Source organism: Bradyrhizobium sp. WYCCWR 12699, from assembly GCF_032144035.1.
Lineage (GTDB): Bacteria > Pseudomonadota > Alphaproteobacteria > Rhizobiales > Xanthobacteraceae > Bradyrhizobium.
The window spans coordinates 614,322-632,889 of the sequence record NZ_JAVTJN010000039.1; the positions used below are offsets into that span (position 1 = coordinate 614,322).

General features: G+C 65.6%; 16 protein-coding genes and 1 riboswitch. Of the genes, 7 read left to right on the forward strand and 9 right to left on the reverse strand.

The window, feature by feature from the left end; all coding sequences use genetic code 11:
- Nucleotides 1-35 precede the first annotated feature (35 nt).
- From RPS27_RS33755 to RPS27_RS33780, 6 genes are all read left to right on the forward strand, one after another.
- Nucleotides 36-1,430 (forward strand): FAD-linked oxidase C-terminal domain-containing protein, encoded by a 1,395-nt coding sequence (locus tag RPS27_RS33755; protein ID WP_212066928.1) that lies wholly within the window; start codon nucleotides 36-38, stop codon nucleotides 1,428-1,430.
- Complete coding sequence (locus RPS27_RS33760) at nucleotides 1,427-2,950, forward strand: sugar ABC transporter ATP-binding protein (protein ID WP_212066930.1); 1,524 nt, start codon at nucleotides 1,427-1,429, stop codon at nucleotides 2,948-2,950. The genes RPS27_RS33755 and RPS27_RS33760 overlap by 4 nt, the downstream gene beginning before the upstream one ends.
- Nucleotides 2,943-3,893, forward strand: coding sequence for an ABC transporter permease (locus tag RPS27_RS33765; protein WP_211418254.1), 951 nt, complete (start codon nucleotides 2,943-2,945; stop codon nucleotides 3,891-3,893). Before RPS27_RS33760 ends, RPS27_RS33765 begins: the two co-directional genes overlap by 8 nt.
- The gene (locus RPS27_RS33770; RefSeq protein WP_194407332.1) at nucleotides 3,890-4,867 is read left to right on the forward strand and encodes an ABC transporter permease; all 978 of its coding nucleotides are present in this window, start codon (nucleotides 3,890-3,892) and stop codon (nucleotides 4,865-4,867) included. Before RPS27_RS33765 ends, RPS27_RS33770 begins: the two co-directional genes overlap by 4 nt.
- A 42-nt stretch (nucleotides 4,868-4,909) precedes the next feature.
- Complete coding sequence (locus RPS27_RS33775) at nucleotides 4,910-5,884, forward strand: sugar ABC transporter substrate-binding protein (RefSeq protein ID WP_212066932.1); 975 nt, start codon at nucleotides 4,910-4,912, stop codon at nucleotides 5,882-5,884.
- Nucleotides 5,885-5,953: 69 nt separating this feature from the next.
- The gene (locus RPS27_RS33780; RefSeq protein ID WP_212066934.1) at nucleotides 5,954-6,241 is read left to right on the forward strand and encodes a YciI family protein; all 288 of its coding nucleotides are present in this window, start codon (nucleotides 5,954-5,956) and stop codon (nucleotides 6,239-6,241) included.
- Nucleotides 6,242-6,331: 90 nt separating this feature from the next.
- On the opposite strand, the gene RPS27_RS33785 is transcribed toward RPS27_RS33780, so the two are convergent.
- From RPS27_RS33785 to RPS27_RS33815, 7 genes are all read right to left on the reverse strand, one after another.
- Nucleotides 6,332-7,324 (reverse strand): ABC transporter ATP-binding protein, encoded by a 993-nt coding sequence (locus tag RPS27_RS33785; protein ID WP_212066936.1) that lies wholly within the window; start codon nucleotides 7,322-7,324, stop codon nucleotides 6,332-6,334.
- Nucleotides 7,321-8,310: an ABC transporter ATP-binding protein gene (locus tag RPS27_RS33790; RefSeq protein ID WP_211418256.1), complete on the reverse strand. Its 990-nt coding sequence runs from the start codon at nucleotides 8,308-8,310 to the stop codon at nucleotides 7,321-7,323. The genes RPS27_RS33785 and RPS27_RS33790 overlap by 4 nt, the downstream gene beginning before the upstream one ends.
- 13 nt (nucleotides 8,311-8,323) lie before the next feature.
- On the reverse strand, nucleotides 8,324-9,247 hold the full coding sequence (locus RPS27_RS33795; RefSeq protein WP_211418257.1) for an ABC transporter permease: 924 nt from the start codon (nucleotides 9,245-9,247) through the stop codon (nucleotides 8,324-8,326).
- Nucleotides 9,244-10,185 (reverse strand): ABC transporter permease, encoded by a 942-nt coding sequence (locus RPS27_RS33800; RefSeq protein WP_194407326.1) that lies wholly within the window; start codon nucleotides 10,183-10,185, stop codon nucleotides 9,244-9,246. The genes RPS27_RS33795 and RPS27_RS33800 overlap by 4 nt, the downstream gene beginning before the upstream one ends.
- A 17-nt stretch (nucleotides 10,186-10,202) precedes the next feature.
- Nucleotides 10,203-11,804 (reverse strand): ABC transporter substrate-binding protein, encoded by a 1,602-nt coding sequence (locus RPS27_RS33805; protein WP_194407325.1) that lies wholly within the window; start codon nucleotides 11,802-11,804, stop codon nucleotides 10,203-10,205.
- A gap of 148 nt (nucleotides 11,805-11,952) precedes the next feature.
- Nucleotides 11,953-13,386 carry a PepSY domain-containing protein gene (locus tag RPS27_RS33810; RefSeq protein WP_212066938.1) on the reverse strand — a complete coding sequence of 478 codons (1,434 nt, stop codon included), beginning with the start codon at nucleotides 13,384-13,386 and terminating at the stop codon, nucleotides 11,953-11,955.
- 12 nt (nucleotides 13,387-13,398) lie between these two features.
- Nucleotides 13,399-15,762, reverse strand: a complete 2,364-nt coding sequence (locus tag RPS27_RS33815) for a TonB-dependent siderophore receptor (protein ID WP_212066940.1) — start codon at nucleotides 15,760-15,762, stop codon at nucleotides 13,399-13,401.
- 114 nt (nucleotides 15,763-15,876) lie between these two features.
- Nucleotides 15,877-16,079, reverse strand: a riboswitch (cobalamin riboswitch).
- Between the two features lie 72 nt (nucleotides 16,080-16,151).
- Here RPS27_RS33815 and RPS27_RS33820 point away from each other — a divergent pair.
- On the forward strand, nucleotides 16,152-16,724 hold the full coding sequence (locus tag RPS27_RS33820) for a histidine phosphatase family protein (RefSeq protein WP_313754972.1): 573 nt from the start codon (nucleotides 16,152-16,154) through the stop codon (nucleotides 16,722-16,724).
- On the opposite strand, the gene cobT is transcribed toward RPS27_RS33820, so the two are convergent.
- Together cobT and cobF are read right to left on the reverse strand one after the other, a co-directional pair.
- Nucleotides 16,717-17,769: a nicotinate-nucleotide--dimethylbenzimidazole phosphoribosyltransferase gene (gene cobT / locus RPS27_RS33825; RefSeq protein ID WP_212066949.1), complete on the reverse strand. Its 1,053-nt coding sequence runs from the start codon at nucleotides 17,767-17,769 to the stop codon at nucleotides 16,717-16,719. The genes RPS27_RS33820 and cobT overlap by 8 nt on opposite strands.
- Before the next feature lie 10 nt (nucleotides 17,770-17,779).
- Nucleotides 17,780-18,529, reverse strand: coding sequence for a precorrin-6A synthase (deacetylating) (cobF, locus tag RPS27_RS33830; protein WP_212066951.1), 750 nt, complete (start codon nucleotides 18,527-18,529; stop codon nucleotides 17,780-17,782).
- Nucleotides 18,530-18,568 lie beyond the last annotated feature (39 nt).

Here is an 18,568-nt window from a genome sequence, read left to right on the forward strand (position 1 = left end):
AGAGTCCGGCAACAGGGAGCAGACAGGGAACAAGGATGGGACCGCGGGTCAGCACGAGCATATTGGCCGATCGCCTCACCGGCCTGATCGGCCCGCGCGCGAGCGTTGCGCGCGGCGTGCTCGATCAGCACGGGCAGAGCGAGTCGCATTACCGGAGCCTGCCGCCCGACATCGTCGTCTTTCCCGAGACGACGCAGGAGGTCGCCGAGATCGTCAAGCTGTGCGCTGGTGCGAATATGCCGATCGTGCCGTTCGGCGCAGGCACCTCGCTCGAAGGCAATGCGGCCGCAGTCGTGGGCGGCGTCTGCTTCGACTTCGCGCGCATGAACAAGGTGCTGGCCGTGCACGACAGCGACATGGATGTCGTGGTGCAGCCCGGCATCACCCGCAAGCAGCTCAATGCGGAGCTGCGCAATACCGGCCTGTTCTTCCCGATCGATCCCGGCGCCGACGCCTCGATCGGCGGCATGACCTCGACGCGCGCCTCCGGGACCATGGCAGTGCGTTACGGCACCATGAAGGACAATGTCATCGCGCTGGAGGTGGTGCTGGCCGACGGCCGCATCATCCGCACCGCCAGGCGCGCGCGGAAATCAGCCGCGGGCTACGATTTGACCCGCATGTTCGTCGGCGCGGAAGGCACGCTCGGCGTCATCACCGAGATCACGCTGAAGGTGCATCCGGTGCCGCAGGCGATCTCGGCGGCTGTCTGCAGCTTCGACAGCCTGCACAACGCCGTGGATACCGCGATCTCCGTGATCCAGTCCGCGATCCCCGTGGCACGCATCGAGCTGCTCGACGACGTCATGATGCGCGGCATCAACGCCTACGCCAAGCTCGGCTATCGCGAGGCACCGACCCTGTTCTTCGAATTCCATGGCTCCGAGAGCTCCGTTGCCGAGCAGGCCGAAGCCGCACAGGCGATCGCCGCCGACCACGGCGGCCATGGCTTTGCCTGGGCCAAGGCACCGGAAGACCGCAGCCGGCTCTGGCACGCGCGCGACAACACGCTTTATGCGGGCCTGGGCCTGCGGCCTGGCGCGCGCGCCGTGATCACCGATGTCTGCGTGCCGATCTCGAGGCTGGCGGAATGCCTGACCGAGACGCGGCGGGACGCAGACGAGCACGGCTTCACCGCGCCGATCGTCGGCCATGTCGGCGACGGCAATTTCCACATGCTGATCCTGATCGACCCGGCCAGGGCGGAGGAAGCCGAAGGCGCCAAGGCGCTGCAGGCCCGCATGGTCGCCCGCGCCATATCCATGGACGGCACCTGCACCGGCGAGCACGGCATCGGGCTCGGCAAGATCGACTATCTCACGGACGAACTCGGCGAGGCCGTGGACGTGATGCGATCGATCAAGCGGGCGCTCGATCCGAACGGGCTGATGAATCCCGGAAAGATCTTTGCGAGCGGAGCCAACATATGAGCGACGCGCTTCCGATCGAGGTCACCTCCCCCACGCCGCTCTTGGAGCTGCGCGGTATCAGCAAGGAGTTTCCCGGCGTCAAGGCGCTGGATGACGTGTCCTTTGCAGTGTATCCCGGCGAAGTCCACATGCTGCTCGGCGAAAACGGCGCCGGCAAGTCGAGCCTGATGAAGGTGCTGTGTGGCGCCTATCGTGCCGATGCCGGCGAGTTCTATTACAACGGCGAAAAGGTCGTGATCTCCTCGACCGCGGATGCGCAGAAGCTCGGCATTGCCGTGATCTTCCAGGAATTCTCGCTGGTCCCCTATCTGGACATCGCCCAGAACATCTTCCTTGGGCGCGAGCCGAAGGGCCGTATCCCCGGCACCATCGACCGCCGCAGGATCCTGGCCGACGCCAGGCGCGTGCTCGACACGATCGGCTTCGACATCGATCCCTCCACCACCGTCGACAAGCTCGGCGTCGCGCAGCAGCAGATGGTCGAGATCGCCAAGGCGATCAGCCAAAACGCGCGGATCCTCGTCATGGATGAGCCGACCGCGGCGCTGTCCGACCGCGAGACAGAGCTCTTGTTCGCTTTGATCGCACGGCTCAAGGCCGACGGCGTGTCCATCGTCTACATCTCGCATCGCATGGCCGAAGTGTTCGCGCTCGGCGACCGCATCACGGTGCTGCGCGACGGCCGCCGCATCGACGGCGTCAGGCCCGCCGACGTCACGCCGGACCAGCTCGTGCGCATGATGGTCGGCCGTAACGTCGACATGACCTATCCCCGGCACTTTGCCGACAAGCCGGGCGAGCTGCTGCTGGAGGTCAAAGGCCTGACTTCGCCCACCGGCATCTCCGACATCAACATCGAGGTGCGCCGGGGCGAGATCGTCGGCCTGTGCGGCCTCGTCGGCTCCGGCCGCAGCGAGGTCGCGCGCGCCATCTTCGGCGCCGATCCCGTCACGTCAGGCGAGATCATCTTCGACGGCAAGGCGATTTCCGGCGAGCCTGATCTGGCAGCCCGCCGCGGCATCGCGCTGATTCCGGAGAGCCGCAAGAGCGAAGGCCTCGCGCTGTTGCGTTCTGTCAGCGACAATCTCGTGGTGTCTGCGCTGCGCAAACTGTTTCCGAGCGGCCTGTTCGACCAGCGCGGCGCGCAACGCACCGCCGACGGCCTGATCCGGCAGCTGCGCATCGCAACGCCGAGCGCGCGGCAGACCGTCGGGCTACTCTCCGGCGGCAACCAGCAGAAGGTCGTGATCGGAAAATGGCTGGCGGCCGGCTCAAAGCTCTTCATCTTCGACGAGCCGACGCGCGGCATCGACATCGGCGCCAAGTCGGAGATCTTTGCGCTGATCGACCGTCTTGTGGCCGACGGCGCGGCGGCGCTGATGATCTCGTCCGAGCAGGTCGAGATCTGCCATGTCTGCGACCGCGCCTATGTGATGCGCGAGGGCCGCATCGCCGGGCATCTGACGCGCAACGAACTCACGGAGGAAAACATCGTGCGCCTGGGGATGCATCATGCGTGAAGCCGCGGTCGTCTCACAGCCCAATCCACTGCAGCGCATTCCCGGCGTTGCCATCGTGCTGGTGCTGCTCATCGCCCTGTTCGGCGCGATCGCACCCGGCTTCCTGTCGGTCGCCAACCTCTCCAACGTGCTGGTGCAATCGACAATCCTCACCATGCTCGCTTTGCCGATGACGCTGATCATCATGACCGAGGGGCTGGACCTGTCGATGGGCGCGGTGCTGACGCTGACCTCGCTGTGCGTCGCCATCGTGTCGCTCGCGACCAAGTCGATGCTGCTGGGCCTCGGCGCCGGCCTCCTCGTCGGCGCAGCCTTCGGTGTCGCCAATGGCTGGCTGGTGGCGATCCTTGGCATTCCGCCCTTCGTCGCGACGCTGGGCACGCTCGGCATGGCGCAAGGTCTGTCGCTGATCGTCAGCGACGGCCAGAGCGTGGTCGGCATTCCCCACAGCGTGCGAGACATCTATTCGGCGACGCTGCTCGGCATTCCCGTGCCGATCGTCATGGCGCTGGTGACCTACGCGGCGTTCCACGGCTTGCTCTATCACACCCGCTTCGGCACCTACATTTTCGCGCTCGGCGGCAACCGCGAGGCGCTGCGCTATGCCGGCCTGTCGCCGAACAAGCTGCTGATCGCGGTCTATGCGATCGGCGGCGCCATGGCCGGCATCGCCGGCCTGTTGATGACCGCGCGGATGAATTCCGGTCACCCGACCGCAGGCCTCGGCCTCGAATTCGATGCCATCGCGGCGGTCGCCGTCGGCGGCACCTCCTTCGAGCGCGGCAATGGCTGGCTGCTCGGCACCCTGCTCGGCGTCCTCTCCGTCGGCGTATTGCGCAACGGGCTGAACCTGATCTCGCTGCCATCCTCGGTGCAGGTCGCCAGCGTCGGCGTGCTCGTCATCGTCGCGCTGTTCCTCGATGGTCTCAGGAGCCGGGCATGACGGACATCACCAAAGAGACGATCATGCCGCCGCGCTCCTTCCTGTCGCAAGACGCGATCCAGGTGTTCTACCGCCTGCTCGCGGCGCTGCTGATCTGCGCGGTGCTCGCCGTGCTCAGCGATTCCTTCCTGAGCCTCGGCAACATCCTCAACGTGCTCCGGCAGGCGAGCCTGACCTTCTTCATCGCCTCAGGCCTGACACTGGTGGTGCTGACCGCCGGCCTCGATCTGTCCGTCGGCGCCAATGTCGCACTGTCGGCCTGCATCGCCGGCACCGTGATCCACAAGACCGGCTCGCCGGCGCTCGGCATCCTCACCGGGCTCGCCTGCGGCGGCATCGTCGGCCTCCTCAACGGCGTCATGGTCACCGCGCTGCGCATCCCCTCCTTCATCGCCACCTATGGCATGCTCTGGGTGCTGAACGGGCTCACCTACTGGTACATGGCGGGCGAAACGCTGCACGGTTTCCCCGCGGGCTTCCGCCAGATCGGCAGCGGCTATCTGTTCGGCCTGCCGATCCCGGTCTATCTGCTGCTGGTGTTCCTTGGGATCGGAACGTTCTTCGCGCAACGCACGATCTGGGGCCAGGAGATCTATGCGATCGGCGCCAATCCGGTCGCGGCCCGCCTCTCCGGCATTCCGGTCGCGCGGCGCCTGCTGCTGGTCTACACGGTCTCAGGCATCATGGCCGGGCTCGCCTCGATCATCTTCCTGTCGCGGCTCAATTCGGCCGAAGCCGACATCGGCGAAAGCCTGACCCTGCCCGCCATCGCGGCGGTGCTGATCGGCGGCACCTCGCTGTTCGGCGGCGTCGGCACCGTGTTCGGTACCTTCATCGGCGCACTGATCCTGACCTTGGTGCTGAACGGCATGAACCTGCTCTCGGTCAGCGCCAATTGGCAGCCGCTCGTCACCGGCATCATCGTCATTCTCGCGGTCTGGCTCGACATGAAGACGCGCCGCCGCGCGCAATGAGTTCTTAGAGTTCCAACAAGCAAAACGAGGGATGGAGGCAACATGAAACGGACACTGGGCTATCTGACGCTGCCGCTGCTGATGGCGGCGGCATTCACCACGCAAGCGCGGGCCGACGGCGAGACCATCGCCGTCTTCACCAAGAACCAGACCAACCCGTTCTTCCAGACGGTGCGGGTCGGCGCCGACAACATGGCGAAGACGCTGAATGCGAAGACGCTGCAATACATCCCGACCAAGCCGGACTCGATCCCCGAACAACTCAGCCAGATCGAAGACGTCGTGGTGAAGAAGCCGAGCGCGATCGTGTTCACGCCGGTCGACTACAAGGCCATGGTGCCTGGTGTCGAGAAGATCAACGAGGCCAAGATCCCCGTCGTCAACATCACCGACCGCTCCGCGGGCGGCAAGTTCCTGTCCTTCATCGGCGCCGACGATTACAGCCTGGGCCTCGAGACCGCACGCTTCCTGCTGAAGACACTCGGCGGCAAGGGCAACATAGTCATCATCGAGGGTGTCAAGGGCTCGCTGACCAATGTCGACCGCGTCCGCGGCTTCAACGACGCGCTGAAGGAGGCGCCCGGCGCCAAGCTGCTGGCCTCGCAGCCCGGCAACTATCAGCGGCTGCAGGCGCTCCAGGTCATGGAGAATTTGATGCAGTCGAATTCGCAGATCGACGGCGTGCTCGCCGCCAACGACGCCATGGCGGTCGGCGCGATCGAGGCGCTCGACGGCGCCAATCGCAAGGCGCAGGTGATCGGCATCAACGGCACCAAGGAAGCGATCGACGCGATCAAGTCAGGCAAGCTGCTCGCGAGCGGCGACTACAACGGATTTGCGCAAGGCTGCCTCGGCACCATGATGGCGATCCGCGCCTTGCGCAACCAGCCCGTCATCGCCGAGATCGTGCTGAAGCCGACCGTCATCACCAAGGACAATTACCAGCCGTTCGACGTGCCGCTGGAGCAGCGGACATGCCCGACCTTCGAGGACGCCAGCAAGCTCGGCACGAAGTAACTTTCCCCATCACGTCCGGACGGCCGCCATGGCGGCCGTCCCAACACTGAAGCAAGACACGGAGACACCATGCTGTTCGCCATTCACGCCGTCGACCGCGCCGGCGCGCTGCCGACCCGGCTCGCCAATTACGATGCCCACAAGGCGTTCCTGAGCGATACTTCGCGCTTCGGGGTCAAGATCGTGGTGTCGGGGCCGCTCGTCTCCGACGATGGCCAGACGATGATCGGCAGCCTGTTCCTGATCGAGGCGCCCGGCCGCAGCGAGGTCGAGGCTTTCAACCGCGCCGATCCCTTTGCCGCGGCCGGGATCTGGGAAAAGGTCACCATCACCGGCTTCCTGCGCCGGCAGGGTTGAGGCCGGCCAAATCGAAAACGCGAAAACAACCCCATGCACAGTAGAATGGGGTTGTTTTTGTTGACGAATTTCCGACGAAAATCCCAGTCCTCAGCTGCCCGTTGCGGCGGCACCGTCTTCGAGATGACAGGCCACCCACTGCTCGGCTCCGGCCGCGCGCAGCACCGGCTCCTCGGTCCGGCAGCGGTCGAAAACGAACGGGCAGCGGGTGTGGAAGCGGCAGCCCTTCGGCGGATTGATCGGGCTGGGGACGTCGCCCTTCAGGATGATCGGATTGCGCTGGGCGCCCGGTTCGGGCAGCGGCACCGCCGAGAGCAGCGCCTTGGTGTAGGGGTGTCTCGGCGCGGCAAAGATCTCGCGGCGCGGAGCCACCTCGACGATCTTGCCGAGATACATCACCGCGACGCGGTGCGTCATGTGCTCGACGATCGCGAGGTCGTGGCTGATGAACAAGAGCGCTAGGCCGAACTCGCTCTGCAGATCCTGCAAGAGATTGACGATCTGCGCCTTGACCGAGACATCGAGCGCCGAGACCGCCTCGTCGCACACGATCAGTTCCGGCTCCGCCGCGAGCGCCCGCGCGATGCCGATACGCTGACGCTGTCCGCCGGAGAATTCGTGCGGCCTGCGATGGAGCGCCTCGCGCGGCAGGCGCACGGTATCCATCAGCGCCGTGAGGCGAACCTCGAGATCCTCTGCCGACTTGGCGAGGCCGAAATTGCGGATCGGCTCGGCGAGAATGTCGCGCACCCGCATGCGCGGGTTGAGGCTCGAGAACGGATCCTGGAATACCACCTGCACGCGGCGGCGCATCTGACGTATCGTGCTTGGTGCGGCGTCATCGATGCGCTGGCCGTCGAGAATGACTTGCCCCGCGGTGATGTCGAACAGCCGCAGGATGGCGCGGCCGACCGTCGACTTGCCGCAGCCGGACTCGCCGACCAGCGACAGTGTCTCGCCGCGCGCGATCTCGAAGGAGACGCCGTCGACCGCATAGACGAACTCACGCTTGCGGCTGAACAGACGGGCCTTGACCGGAAAATGCTTCTTGAGGTCGTTGACCTGGAGCAACGGAGGGCTCATGCCGCGACCGCTCCCTTGGCCGCGTAGTGACAGGCGGCGATGTGGCGCGGCCCCTTCTCTTCGAGGCCCGGCGCGTATTGCCGGCACAGATCGGTCGCGAGCGCGCAGCGGCCGGCGAAGACGCAGCCGGTGATCGGCTTGCGCAGGTCGGGCACCTGGCCGGGGATTTCGGCAAGCCGTCGTGCCGTGCCCGTCAGGGAGGAGCCGAGCCGCGGCACGGCGCCCAGCAAGCCTTGCGTGTAGGGATGGCGGGGGGAACGGAACAACTCGGCGACCGGCGCCTCCTCGACCTTGCGGCCGGCATACATCACCATGACGCGCTCGGCGATCTCGGCGACGACGCCAAGGTCGTGCGTGATGAGAATGATGGCCGCGCCGACCCGGCGCTTGAGATCCAGCATCAGCTTGAGGATCTGCGCCTGGATCGTCACGTCGAGCGCGGTGGTCGGCTCATCCGCAATCAGGAGCTTCGGATTGCAGGCGAGCGCGATGGCGATCATGACGCGCTGGCGCATGCCGCCGGAGAGCTGGTGAGGATATTCGCGCACGCGGCGCTTCGGCTCGGGTATGCCGACCAGCGTCAGCATCTCGATCGCGTGTGCCTCGGCGGCCTGCTTGTCCAGGCCCTGATGGATCATCAAGGTCTCGCGGATCTGGCGGCCGACGGTGAGAACCGGGTTGAGGCTCGTCATCGGCTCCTGGAAGATCATCGAGATGTCGTTGCCACGGATCGCGCGCATCTCGCGGTCGGAGAGCTCGAGGAGATCTTTCCCCGCAAAGCGGATGCTGCCTGCGATCCTGCCCGGCGGCTCCGGGATCAGCCGCATCAGCGACATCGAGGTCACCGACTTGCCGCAGCCGGATTCACCGACGATGGCGAGCGTCTCGCCCTCATTGACGTGGAAGGATACGCCATCCACGGCGCGGTTGATGCCGCCGGGGGTGCGGAAATGGGTCTGGAGGTTTTCGACTTCGAGCAGGGCCATTGCAGTCAGCCCCTCACAGGCTCTTGGCCATGCGCGGGTCGAGCGCATCGCGAAGGCCGTCGCCGAGCAGGTTTACCGCAAGCACCGTGACGGACAGGAACGCCGCCGGGAAGAACACGATGTAGGGCTTGACCTGCCACAGCGCGCGGCCCTCGGCCATGATGTTGCCCCAGGATGGAATGGTCGGCGGCGTGCCGGCGCCGATGAAGGACAGGATCGCCTCGGTGATCATGGCGCTGGCGCAGATATAGGTCGCCTGCACCAGCATCGGCGCCACCGTGTTGGGCAGGATGTGGCGCAGGATGATCATCGGCGTGCGCGTGCCGCAGGCGACCGCCGCATCCACATAGGGCTGCTCGCGGAGCGACAACACCACGCTGCGGACGAGTCGCGAGACGCGCGGGATCTCGGCCACGGTGATGGCGAGGATGACGTTGCCGACGCTGCCGCGCGTCAGCGCCATCAACGCGATGGCGAGCAGGATCGGCGGGATTGACATCAGCCCATCCATGAAGCGCATCAGGATGCCGTCGGCCCAGCGGATGAAGCCCGAGACCATGCCGATGGCAAGCCCCGCCGCGGAGGCGAAAATCGCCACCGACAGGCCGACCGTGAGCGAAACCCGTGCGCCGAACAGCACACGCGAATAGATGTCGCGGCCGAGAACGTCGGTGCCGAACCAGAAATCAGCCGACGGCGCCCGCGTGCGTTTGGCCGGCGCAAGCGCGGTCGGATCGACCGTCCAAAGATAGGGCGCAAAAATCGCGATCAGCACCAATGTCAGCAGCAATGCGCCGCCGATCGCGACCGTGGGGTGGCCGCGCAACAGGCCGACGAAGCCGCGTCGTATCCTGACCGGCCGGAGAATCTCCGGCAATTGCGGCGCGAGGACGAGGCCGGTGGGTAGCGATTGCGGATTGACGGTGGTATCGGTCAATAGCGAATCCTCGGGTCAACGAGCGTATAGATGACGTCGATCATCAGATTGACGAGGACGTAGACGAAGCTGAACAGCAGCACGATGCCCTGGATGACGGGATAGTCGCGGCGCAGGATCGCATCGATCGTGAGGCGGCCGAGGCCGGGAATCGCGAACACGCTCTCGGTCACCACCGCACCGCCGATCAGGAGCGCGATGCCGATGCCGATCACGGTCACGATCGGCACCGCCGCGTTCTTCAGCGCGTGAATGAACAGGATGCCGCCTTGCCCCAAACCCTTGGCCTTGGCCGTGCGGATATAGTCCTGCTGCAGCACTTCGAGCATGGCCGCGCGGGTGATGCGCGCGACCAGGGCGATGTAGACGCAGCCGAGCGCGATGGCCGGCAGGATCAAATTCTCCAGCCACGGCCAGAAGCCTTGATTGAGCGGCGTGTAGCCCTGCACCGGCAGCCATTCAAGCTCGAGGGCGAAGATGTAGGCGAGCATGTAGCCGACCACGAAGACGGGCAGCGAGAAGCCGAACACGGCAAAGCCCATGATGACGCGGTCGATCAGGCTGCCGGCCTTCCAGGCCGCCACCACGCCGAGCGGCACCGCCACCACGATCGTGAGCAGCAGCGTGACGATCATCAGCGACAGCGTCGGTCCGAGCCGCTGCCCGATCATCGCCGAGACCGGCAAATTGGTGAAGATCGACGTGCCAAGATCGCCGTGCAGGATGCGCCAGACCCAGCTTCCGAACTGCACCAGGAACGGACGATCGAGGCCGAGGCTCTGGCGGATGCGCTCCACATCCTCCGGGCTCGCCTGATCGCCCGCGATCACCACGGCGGGATCACCCGGCGCGATGTAGAGCAGGCTGAACACGAACAGCGCGACGATCGCCATCACCGGCAAGGTCGCGACGACGCGACGGAGGATGTAGGAGAGCATCTGGCTTCAGCACACCATCATGCGGACTTCGACACGCCCCAGAAGAACGGCAGCGGCCCCTTGGCGATGCCGGAGACGTTCTTGCGCCACGCCGTGTAGGTCAGGAAGAAGCCGGTCGGCGCATAGACGACATCCTCGATCGCCGCCTTGTTGACCCGCCCGATCGCCGCCTTCTCTTCCTCGACACTCTTGGCGTCGAACCAGCCTGCGATCTCCTTCTCGGTGTTCGGGCTGTTGGGCCAGCCGAACCAGGCCTTGTCGCCGTTGGCGCGGATGGCGGTGTAGGCCGCGGGCGTGATGCAGTCGGCGCCGGCATGCCAGCTGTGGAACATGTTCCAGCCGCCCTGCCCGGGCGGCGTCTTCGCTGCACGGCGAGAGCCGACCGTGCCCCAATCGGTCGCGACGAAGTCGACATTCATGCCGAGCCGCTTCAACAGATCCGCAGTGACGTCGCCCTGCGCCTTGGTGATCGGCTGGTCCTGCGCGACGAGACACGTCACCGGCTGGCCGGAATAGCCGCTTTCGGCCAGCAGCTTCTTGGCGGCATCGAAGTCGCGCTTGCCCTTCAGGATCTCGCCGCCCATCTCGTTGTACACGGGCGTATCCGGCGTGAAGAAGCCGGGCAGCGGCTTCCACAAGGCGTTGTCGTCGCCGACGATCGCGCGCATGTAGTCTTCCTGGCTGAGCGCCATCAGCACCGCGCGCCGCGCCCGCACGTCGTTGAACGGCGCGAACAAATGGTTCATGCGGAACGAGCCGATATTTCCGAGGGGATCGCCGATGTCGACGCTGATGTTCTTGTTCTTCTTCAGGACGGGCACGAGATCGGCGATCGGGTTCTCCCACCAGTCGACCTCGCCGTTCTGCAAGGCAGCCGCCGCGGTCGCGGGGTCCGGCATCACGATCCATTCCACGCGATCGACCAGGATCTGCTTGCCGCCGGCGAGCCAGGAGGCCTTCTCCTGCCGCGGCACGTAATCGGTGAACTTCTCGAACACCGACTTGGCGCCTGGGACCCACTCGCTCTTGGCGAACTTCATTGGACCCGAGCCGACATATTCGGTGATCTGCTTGAAGGGATCGGTCTTGGCGATCCGTTCCGGCATGATGAAGGAGCACGGCGCGTTGTTCTTGGCGAGCGCATAGAGCATTTTCGGGAAGGGCTGCTTCAAGACCCATTTGAAGGTGCGATCGTCGACGGCCGTCAGTTCCTGCTGGATGGCGATGATCATCAGCCCCATCGGATCGCGCGCAGCCCAGCGTGACAGGCTGGCAACGGCGTCCTTGGCCAGCACCGGCTCGCCATCGTGGAACTTGAGACCGGGGCGCAAGCGGAACGTCCAGGTCTTGCCGTCGTCCGAGGTCTCCTCGGACTCGATCATCTGGCGCTGCGGCTGCAGCTGCGCGTCGATGCCGTAAAGCGTGTCCCAGACCAGCGCCGCGGCATTGCGCACGACATATTGCGTGCCCCAGATCGGATCGAAATTGGCGAGATTGGCCTGCGGCACGAAGCGGAGGGTACGGGCTGATGCGCCTTGCGCGATCGCCGGGGCCGAGAGGCCGGTCAATGCCAGACCGCCCGCGCCGGCAAGTCCCTTCAATACGGTCCTGCGATCCATGACGTCCTCCCAGTAATGCCGTGATGCCGGCCATCATTGGCCAAGGGCAGGTGAAACCAGAACCCATTGGCGTGCAAATGGTATGCCACTAACCGGACCTTCGCCAGCGGGATCTCACCGCCATTCGGGCCGGCTGGTTCGCCTGAAGTCAGACCGTCAGAGAAAGCCGCAGGCGCCGCCAGCCGATGACGACGCCGGTCATGGAAAACACGAATCCGAGCGCACAGAGCCCGACGATCAGGATATCGCGCAGAAGCGGATGCGCCATGAGGATCGGAAAATCCAGCGTATGCAGCGCGGCGTAGAACCAGCGATAGGCGCGCCGCGAGGCATCCAGCCTTTGCAGCACATTGCCGTCGGCGCCGTCGATATCGAACCAGAGCTCGCCGCAATGCGCCCGGTAGACCGGCGCACTTGGTACAGCGGATCGCGCGGGATAATCATCATTGCCGGCCAAAACGCCTGGGATGCCGCAATCTTTGGCAAGGCGGGACGTCAAGCCCCGAACCTCGCCCGCGCTCAGGACACCGGCTTGTCGCGCATCGGATGTATCTTTGGTCCTGATCAATTTCTGCGAAGCCAGCGCGAGCCGATCGCGACGATAGACCTCGCCATCGAAGCCGAACCATTCGGCTTCCCAGACCGATGACGTCAGCGGCGTCCGCTCCAGCGACAGTGCCTCCGTCCAGCCGGGCACAGCGGCTGCGACTCCAGCTTCCGAGCCCGTCAGCTGTCCGCGCGAGAACAGCCGGCCATGGTCCATCGAGAGCCAGCCGCTGAAGATCCAGCTGAGCACGAAGAGCGTCACGGCAAGGCCAAGGACGTGATGCCATGCGTGCCACCCGCGATAAGGCGTTGCGGGGCGGCCATTCCTCGTCCTGATCTGCGCGATTCCGAGCGCCGCACCCAGCACGGCTGCGATCAGGGCCAGCAACGACAATGTCCAGACGACGCCGTCCCACAGCGCCCAGTTGCGTCTCAGCACCGTCGGATAGATCCAGTGCAGCACGCTGCCGGCCCAATTCCAGCCGCGCTCATTTCGCGTCGTATCCAGGACGACCTCGCCGGTGCGCGAGGAGACATAGAGCTCCGTTCCCGCGGCATCGCCGAGGGCGATGCGAAACAACGGCCGGTGACGATCGAAGCCGTTCGGCACGGTCCACTGATCGTAATCCGCTTTCGCGAGCAACGTTGCGTGCGCGGCATCGAGCCCGCGGTTGCGGGCGTGATCCCGCCCGATGGCGAGCGCCACATCGGAGGACACCACTTCTGCGTCGCTCCCGTCGGAGCCGCGCACGGCGCGCAGGCGCGATGGTCCCGTAATGACATAAGCGAGCCCATCGCTTCGCCGGATCAGCCTGACACGCGTGGCGTCCGTGATTCCGCTCGCGACGACGGCATCGGCAACCGCGATCCGCGCATCCGTCCGGTCCAGCGGCGCAAGGCCGGCAAAGCGCTCCGCTTCCGTCAGCGACGGAAACGGAACGAAGTGCATCACGATTCCCGTCGCGAACCACATCGCGAACAGCAGGCAGAACGCGATCCCGAGCCAGCGATGCAGCAGGACGATCGCGGCCATCATGCGGTCAGCGCCCTACCATTTGAACGCCGCCGAGAGTTCATAGGTGCGCGGCGCGCCGAGCAGGATCTGGTCGGGATAGAACGGATCGCCCCAGATCGCGTAGCGCTTGTCGGTGATGTTGCGGACGCGGAAGGTCAGGCGGGCCTGGTCGACCGCACCAAACACGGTCTTGGGAATGTCGACGAAGGCGTAGACGTCGGCGACGGTGTAGGCCTTCATCGTCACCGTGTTGGCGTCGGTGTTGTAGCGGTCGCCGACGTGGCGGCCGGTGATTCCGAGCTCCACCGGCCAGGGCGTGAAGAACCGATACGATGCGCCGGCATTGGAGACGATGCGCGGTACGTTCGGCGGCGTGTTGCCGGAGAACGATCCGCCGACGAAGTCGTAATCGGCATAGCGCGCATCGACATAGGCGATGTTGCCCCACAGCCGCAGCGGATCGATCGGACGCACCGAGGCGGCAAGCTCGACGCCCTTGGACTCCTGCCGCCCGGCGATATTGAGCGCCTGCCCGCCGGCGGCGGCATAGACGTTCTTGCGCAGGATGTCGTAGGCCGAGAACGACCATTCCGCCCTGTTGTCCCAGAACAGGTGCTTGACGCCGGTCTCGTAGGTGCGCGCGGTGGTGAGATCCAGCGGCTGGGTCGGACCAAGCAGGAAGATGTTGTTGGCCGAGACGTCCGCGCCGGTGGCGTATTGACTGAAGAAGGTCAGGCCCGGCACGGCCTCCCAGGTGTAGCCGATGCGTCCCGTCACCGGCGCCCAGTCCTTGGTGTAAGGGAAACCCGCGTTCACAACCCCTGCCGCGTCGGTCGAATTGCGGTCGAGCCCGATATGCTCGACACGCAGGCCGCCGATCAACGAGAAGGTTCGCGTCAGCTTCAGCCGGTCCTCGAACGACAGCGCCTCGTTGTCGATCCGGGCGGTCTGCTGCTTGGTCGTGAGCGTGCCGTAGAAGCCGCGGTTGGGATCGACGAGGGACACGGAATCGCCGGGGAAATTGGCGGCGCCCGGCCTGACGAAATCGAGATAGCTCGAAGACAACGTCGTGACCAACCGGTTGTCGAAGCCGGCGATGTCTGTGTCCCAGATCAGGTCTGTGACATTGCCGACGAGACGCTGCCTATGGGCGACGTAAAAGCGCTCGCGATCGACCAGGTTCGTTCCGGAATTGAACGCCTCAACCTCATTGTTGAACCACGTGCGCTCGGCGCCGTAGCCATAGGCTTGGCTCTTCAGCATGAGGTCAGGCGCCAGCTTCAGCTCGAAGCCACCGCGGAGCCACACTTCCTGCGCCACGTTGCGATTGTCGAGAACGTTGTAATTGGTGTTGAAGGTGCGGTCGTCGATGGTGACGGCGCCGAGGTTGGTCTTGTTGTAGTTCGAGACGTAATTGCCGGAGACGATCCCGCTCGTCGCATGCGAGCCGCTGAAGGCGACCGGCACAAGCGGTGCGCCCCAATAGGCCTTGCCGCGATCCTCGCGATATTCGATCGCGCCCCAGATCTTGAGGCTGTCGGAGATGCGGTAGTTGAGCTGACCCGACACATCCAGCATCTTGGTATTGGTGTCGTCGACAAAACCGTTGAGCGAGGAACGGCTGATGTCGAAGCGGTAGTCGAGGCCTTGCACGTTGGTGCTGCCGCCCGAGCCGTAATGCGCGCGGAACGAGTTCAGCGAATCCCAGGAGAAGTCAGCCTCGTTCCGGATCGGTCCGGTATGCGGCTGCTTGGTAACGAAATTGATCGCACCGCCGGCGGCGCCCTCGCCCGACATCAGGGACGCCGGTCCCTTCAAGAACTCCACGGCTTCCAGATTGGCGGTGTCCATGATCCGCGAGGTCATGTTCTGCGGGCCGATCTTGATGCCGTTGTAGAGCGTGTTGATCTGGCTGTTGGTGAAGCCGCGCATCGAGAAGCCCGCCGGCTCCCCCGGCGCATCCCCGGAGGTGACGCCGACCGCGCCCTGCGCCACCTCGGACACGGTGCGATAGCCCTGCTCGCGCATGGTCTCGGCCGAGATCACCTCGACGGTCGCGGGCGTCTCGCGCACCGTCAGGCCGAGCCGCGAGGCGCTTTCGGCCACCGCATTGCTGTTGAGCGGTGTCGCCGCCTGCGTCTGTACGCCATCGCCCGGCACCGAAGGCTTTGGCGCTGCCGTCACAGCGGATCTGCGCGACGACGCGCGGAGGGCGCTTTGCCCCTCCCGGCCAGCAGGCTTCGCCTGCTTGCGAGATTGGGCCGGCGAGATTTCGACCGCCGGCAACCGTTCGCGAGCCTGCTGCGCCATCGCGGCGGGCAGATCGGCCACTGCCAACGTGAGCGCTGCGGAGGCGATCAGGAAGCGACGCGGTCGTAGGATGCGGATGGAAGACACGGCACAAAACCTCGGTATGACGTCAGTGGCACGTCACAGCGAACGAGGTCTCACCTTGGGCCTTGCAGCCGTCCGATGAAGCCGAATGTCTGTACTCCCCGACCGACATCTTCGCGTGTGACCACGGCTGGCGGCAGGTCTCCTGGCTCGCGGGTCAGTACCTTGCGTCGCCTTCCCGGGACCGAGATGCCCAGTGGCTCGTGATGCAAGATTCGCCGCTTACAGTTGCGGGGGCAGCCACGGCATTGGGGACAATTTCCCCGCACCGTATTCCCTTTTCATCCCCCCTCGGGGAAACCGTCGCGAGCATCTAGGATTACCATCGCGACGGAGTCAATGTATCCCATGCGCTGTTATTGCCACAGCGACCAACTTCCTTGGAGATGAGCATGGAAGGCGAGACCTTCCTCTGGCTGATCCGGCATGCGCCGGTCGACGGCATCAAAGGCACCATCCACGCCGCCGACGCACCGGCCGACCTCGGCGATCGCGCGCAATTGGAGGCGCTGCAGCGCCATCTGCCGCGGAATGCCGCAAGCTATGCCAGCCCGTCGCGGCGCACGGTCGAGACGGCGCGCGCGCTGGGGCTCGAACCGGAGCTGGTCAGCGAATTCCGCGAGCAGGATTTCGGCGACTGGACCGGCCATCGGCACGACGCGCTCGCTGCGACCGGCGGCGAGACTTACGCCCAGTTTTGGAATGATCCGGCCGGCGGGCGGCCACCGGGCGGCGAAAGCTTTGCGGATCAAGTCACGCGTGTCCGGCTCGGCCTGTCGCGGATCGGAGCCGGACCGGCCACGCTCGTCGTGCACTCCGGCACCATCCGCGCCGCGCTCTGCATCGCGCTGGATCTCACGCCGCAAGCCGCCTTGCGCTTCGTGATCGATCCGCTGTCGCTGACCCGGATCGATCGCCTCGCGACCGGATGGCGTGTCGTCTCGGTCAATCAGCGGGTCAGCTAGGCCTGTCCGGCACATTGGCTTCGGCAAAGGTCGCCATGCCGTTGTGAAGTGCGCAGGCGCTGCGCACCAAGGGCAGCGCGATGGCGGCGCCCGATCCCTCGCCGAGCCTGAGATCGAGGCTGATCAGCGGCTGCACGTTCAGCGCGCGCAGCACCAGCCGGTGCCCCTGCTCGGCCGATTGATGCGACGGCAGCAGGAACGGCTGGCACGACGGATTCAGCCGCACCGCCGCGAGCGCTGCGACCGACACGATGAAGCCGTCGATCAATACGGGAATGCGGCGCTGCGCGGCCGCGATGATCGCGCCCGAGATCGCCGCGATTTCGAGACCGCCGACGGCGCACAGGATTTTTTCGGGCGAAACGCCTGCAACGCCATGATGCGCGATCGCCGCGTCGATCACCCGCGCCTTGTGCGCCCGGCCGGCGGCATCGACGCCGGTGCCGCTGCCCGCGATCTCCTCGGCGCTGATACCGAGCAGGCTCGCGGCAATCGCTGCCGATGTGGTGGTGTTGCCGATCCCCATCTCGCCGAAGATCAGGAGATCAGGCGGGTTGGCCGCCGCACGCGCGACCGCGCGCTGGCCGGCCTCGAAGGCGAACGCCAGTTCCGCAGGTGTGAGCGCGGCCTCGACGCTGAAATCGCGCGTGCCATGGCGCGACTTGTCGGTGACGATTCCCGTCATCTCCTCCTGCGCAAGCGTGCCGGCGTCGACCACTTCCAGGCTGCAGCCGAGCTCGCGCGCCAGCACCGAGATCGCGGCACCGCCCGCGGCAAAATTCGCCATCATCGCGATGGTCACCGCTTGCGGATAGGCCGACACGCCCTGCGCGACGATGCCGTGGTCGCCGGCGAAGACGACGATCGGCACGCGCGCCGCGCGCGGCTGCTCGGTGGCCTGCAAGCCCGCGAGCTCGATCGCGAGCTGCTCGAGCCGGCCGAGCGCGCCGGTCGGCTTCGTCAGTTGCGCCTGACGCGCGATCGCCGCGTCGCGATGGACCGCGGAGATCTCGGGGCATTTCTGGGTGACCCAGTCGGGGAGCATGCTGCCTCGCTTAACGCGTACGCTTGAGAATGTAGCTGTCCATGATCCAGCCGTGGCGCGCGCGCGCCTCCTGGCGCACGGCCACGATACGCGGGCCGATTTCGGCGAGCGCGCCGGATAGGATGATCTGATCTTGCATGCCGAGATAGGCGCCCCAGTAAATGTGGAGGCTATCAGGATCGAGCGACTGGAACGCCGTGCCGCCGTCGAGCATCACCACCACGGTGTCGACACCTTGCGGCCAGCCGCCTTCGCGCAGGCGCCGTCCCGTCGTGACCAGAAACGGCTCGCCGATGTCGTTGAGCGGCAGCGCATGGGCCGCGCACAGCGCCTGGATCGAGGTGATGCCGGGCACGACTTCGATTTTAGGCAAGGGATCGAGCCGCCGCGCAATGCGCAGCGAGGAATCATACAGCGAGGGATCGCCCCAGATCAGCAGCGCGACCTTGCCCTCACCCTTGAGATGATCTCTGATCGCTTTCGACCAGGTCGCGGCAACCGCATCGTGCCAGTCGTCCACGCCCTTGCGGTAATCCGCTTCCTCGGTGTCGCGCACGGGAAGATCGAACTCGGCGATACGCGTCGTTTGATTGGTCAGGACATCCGCGCAGATCGTCCGCCTGAGATCGGCGAGATCGGACTTCGCCGTTCCCTTGCGCGGGATCAGGACGAGATCGGCGGCGTTGATGGCTTCAACGGCGGCGCGCGTGAGCTGGCCAGGATCGCCGCAACCGATGCCGATCAGGGAAAGCGTGAGCATCGCAGGCGCCGGGGGCGGCCATGACGGCCGCCCCTTGTC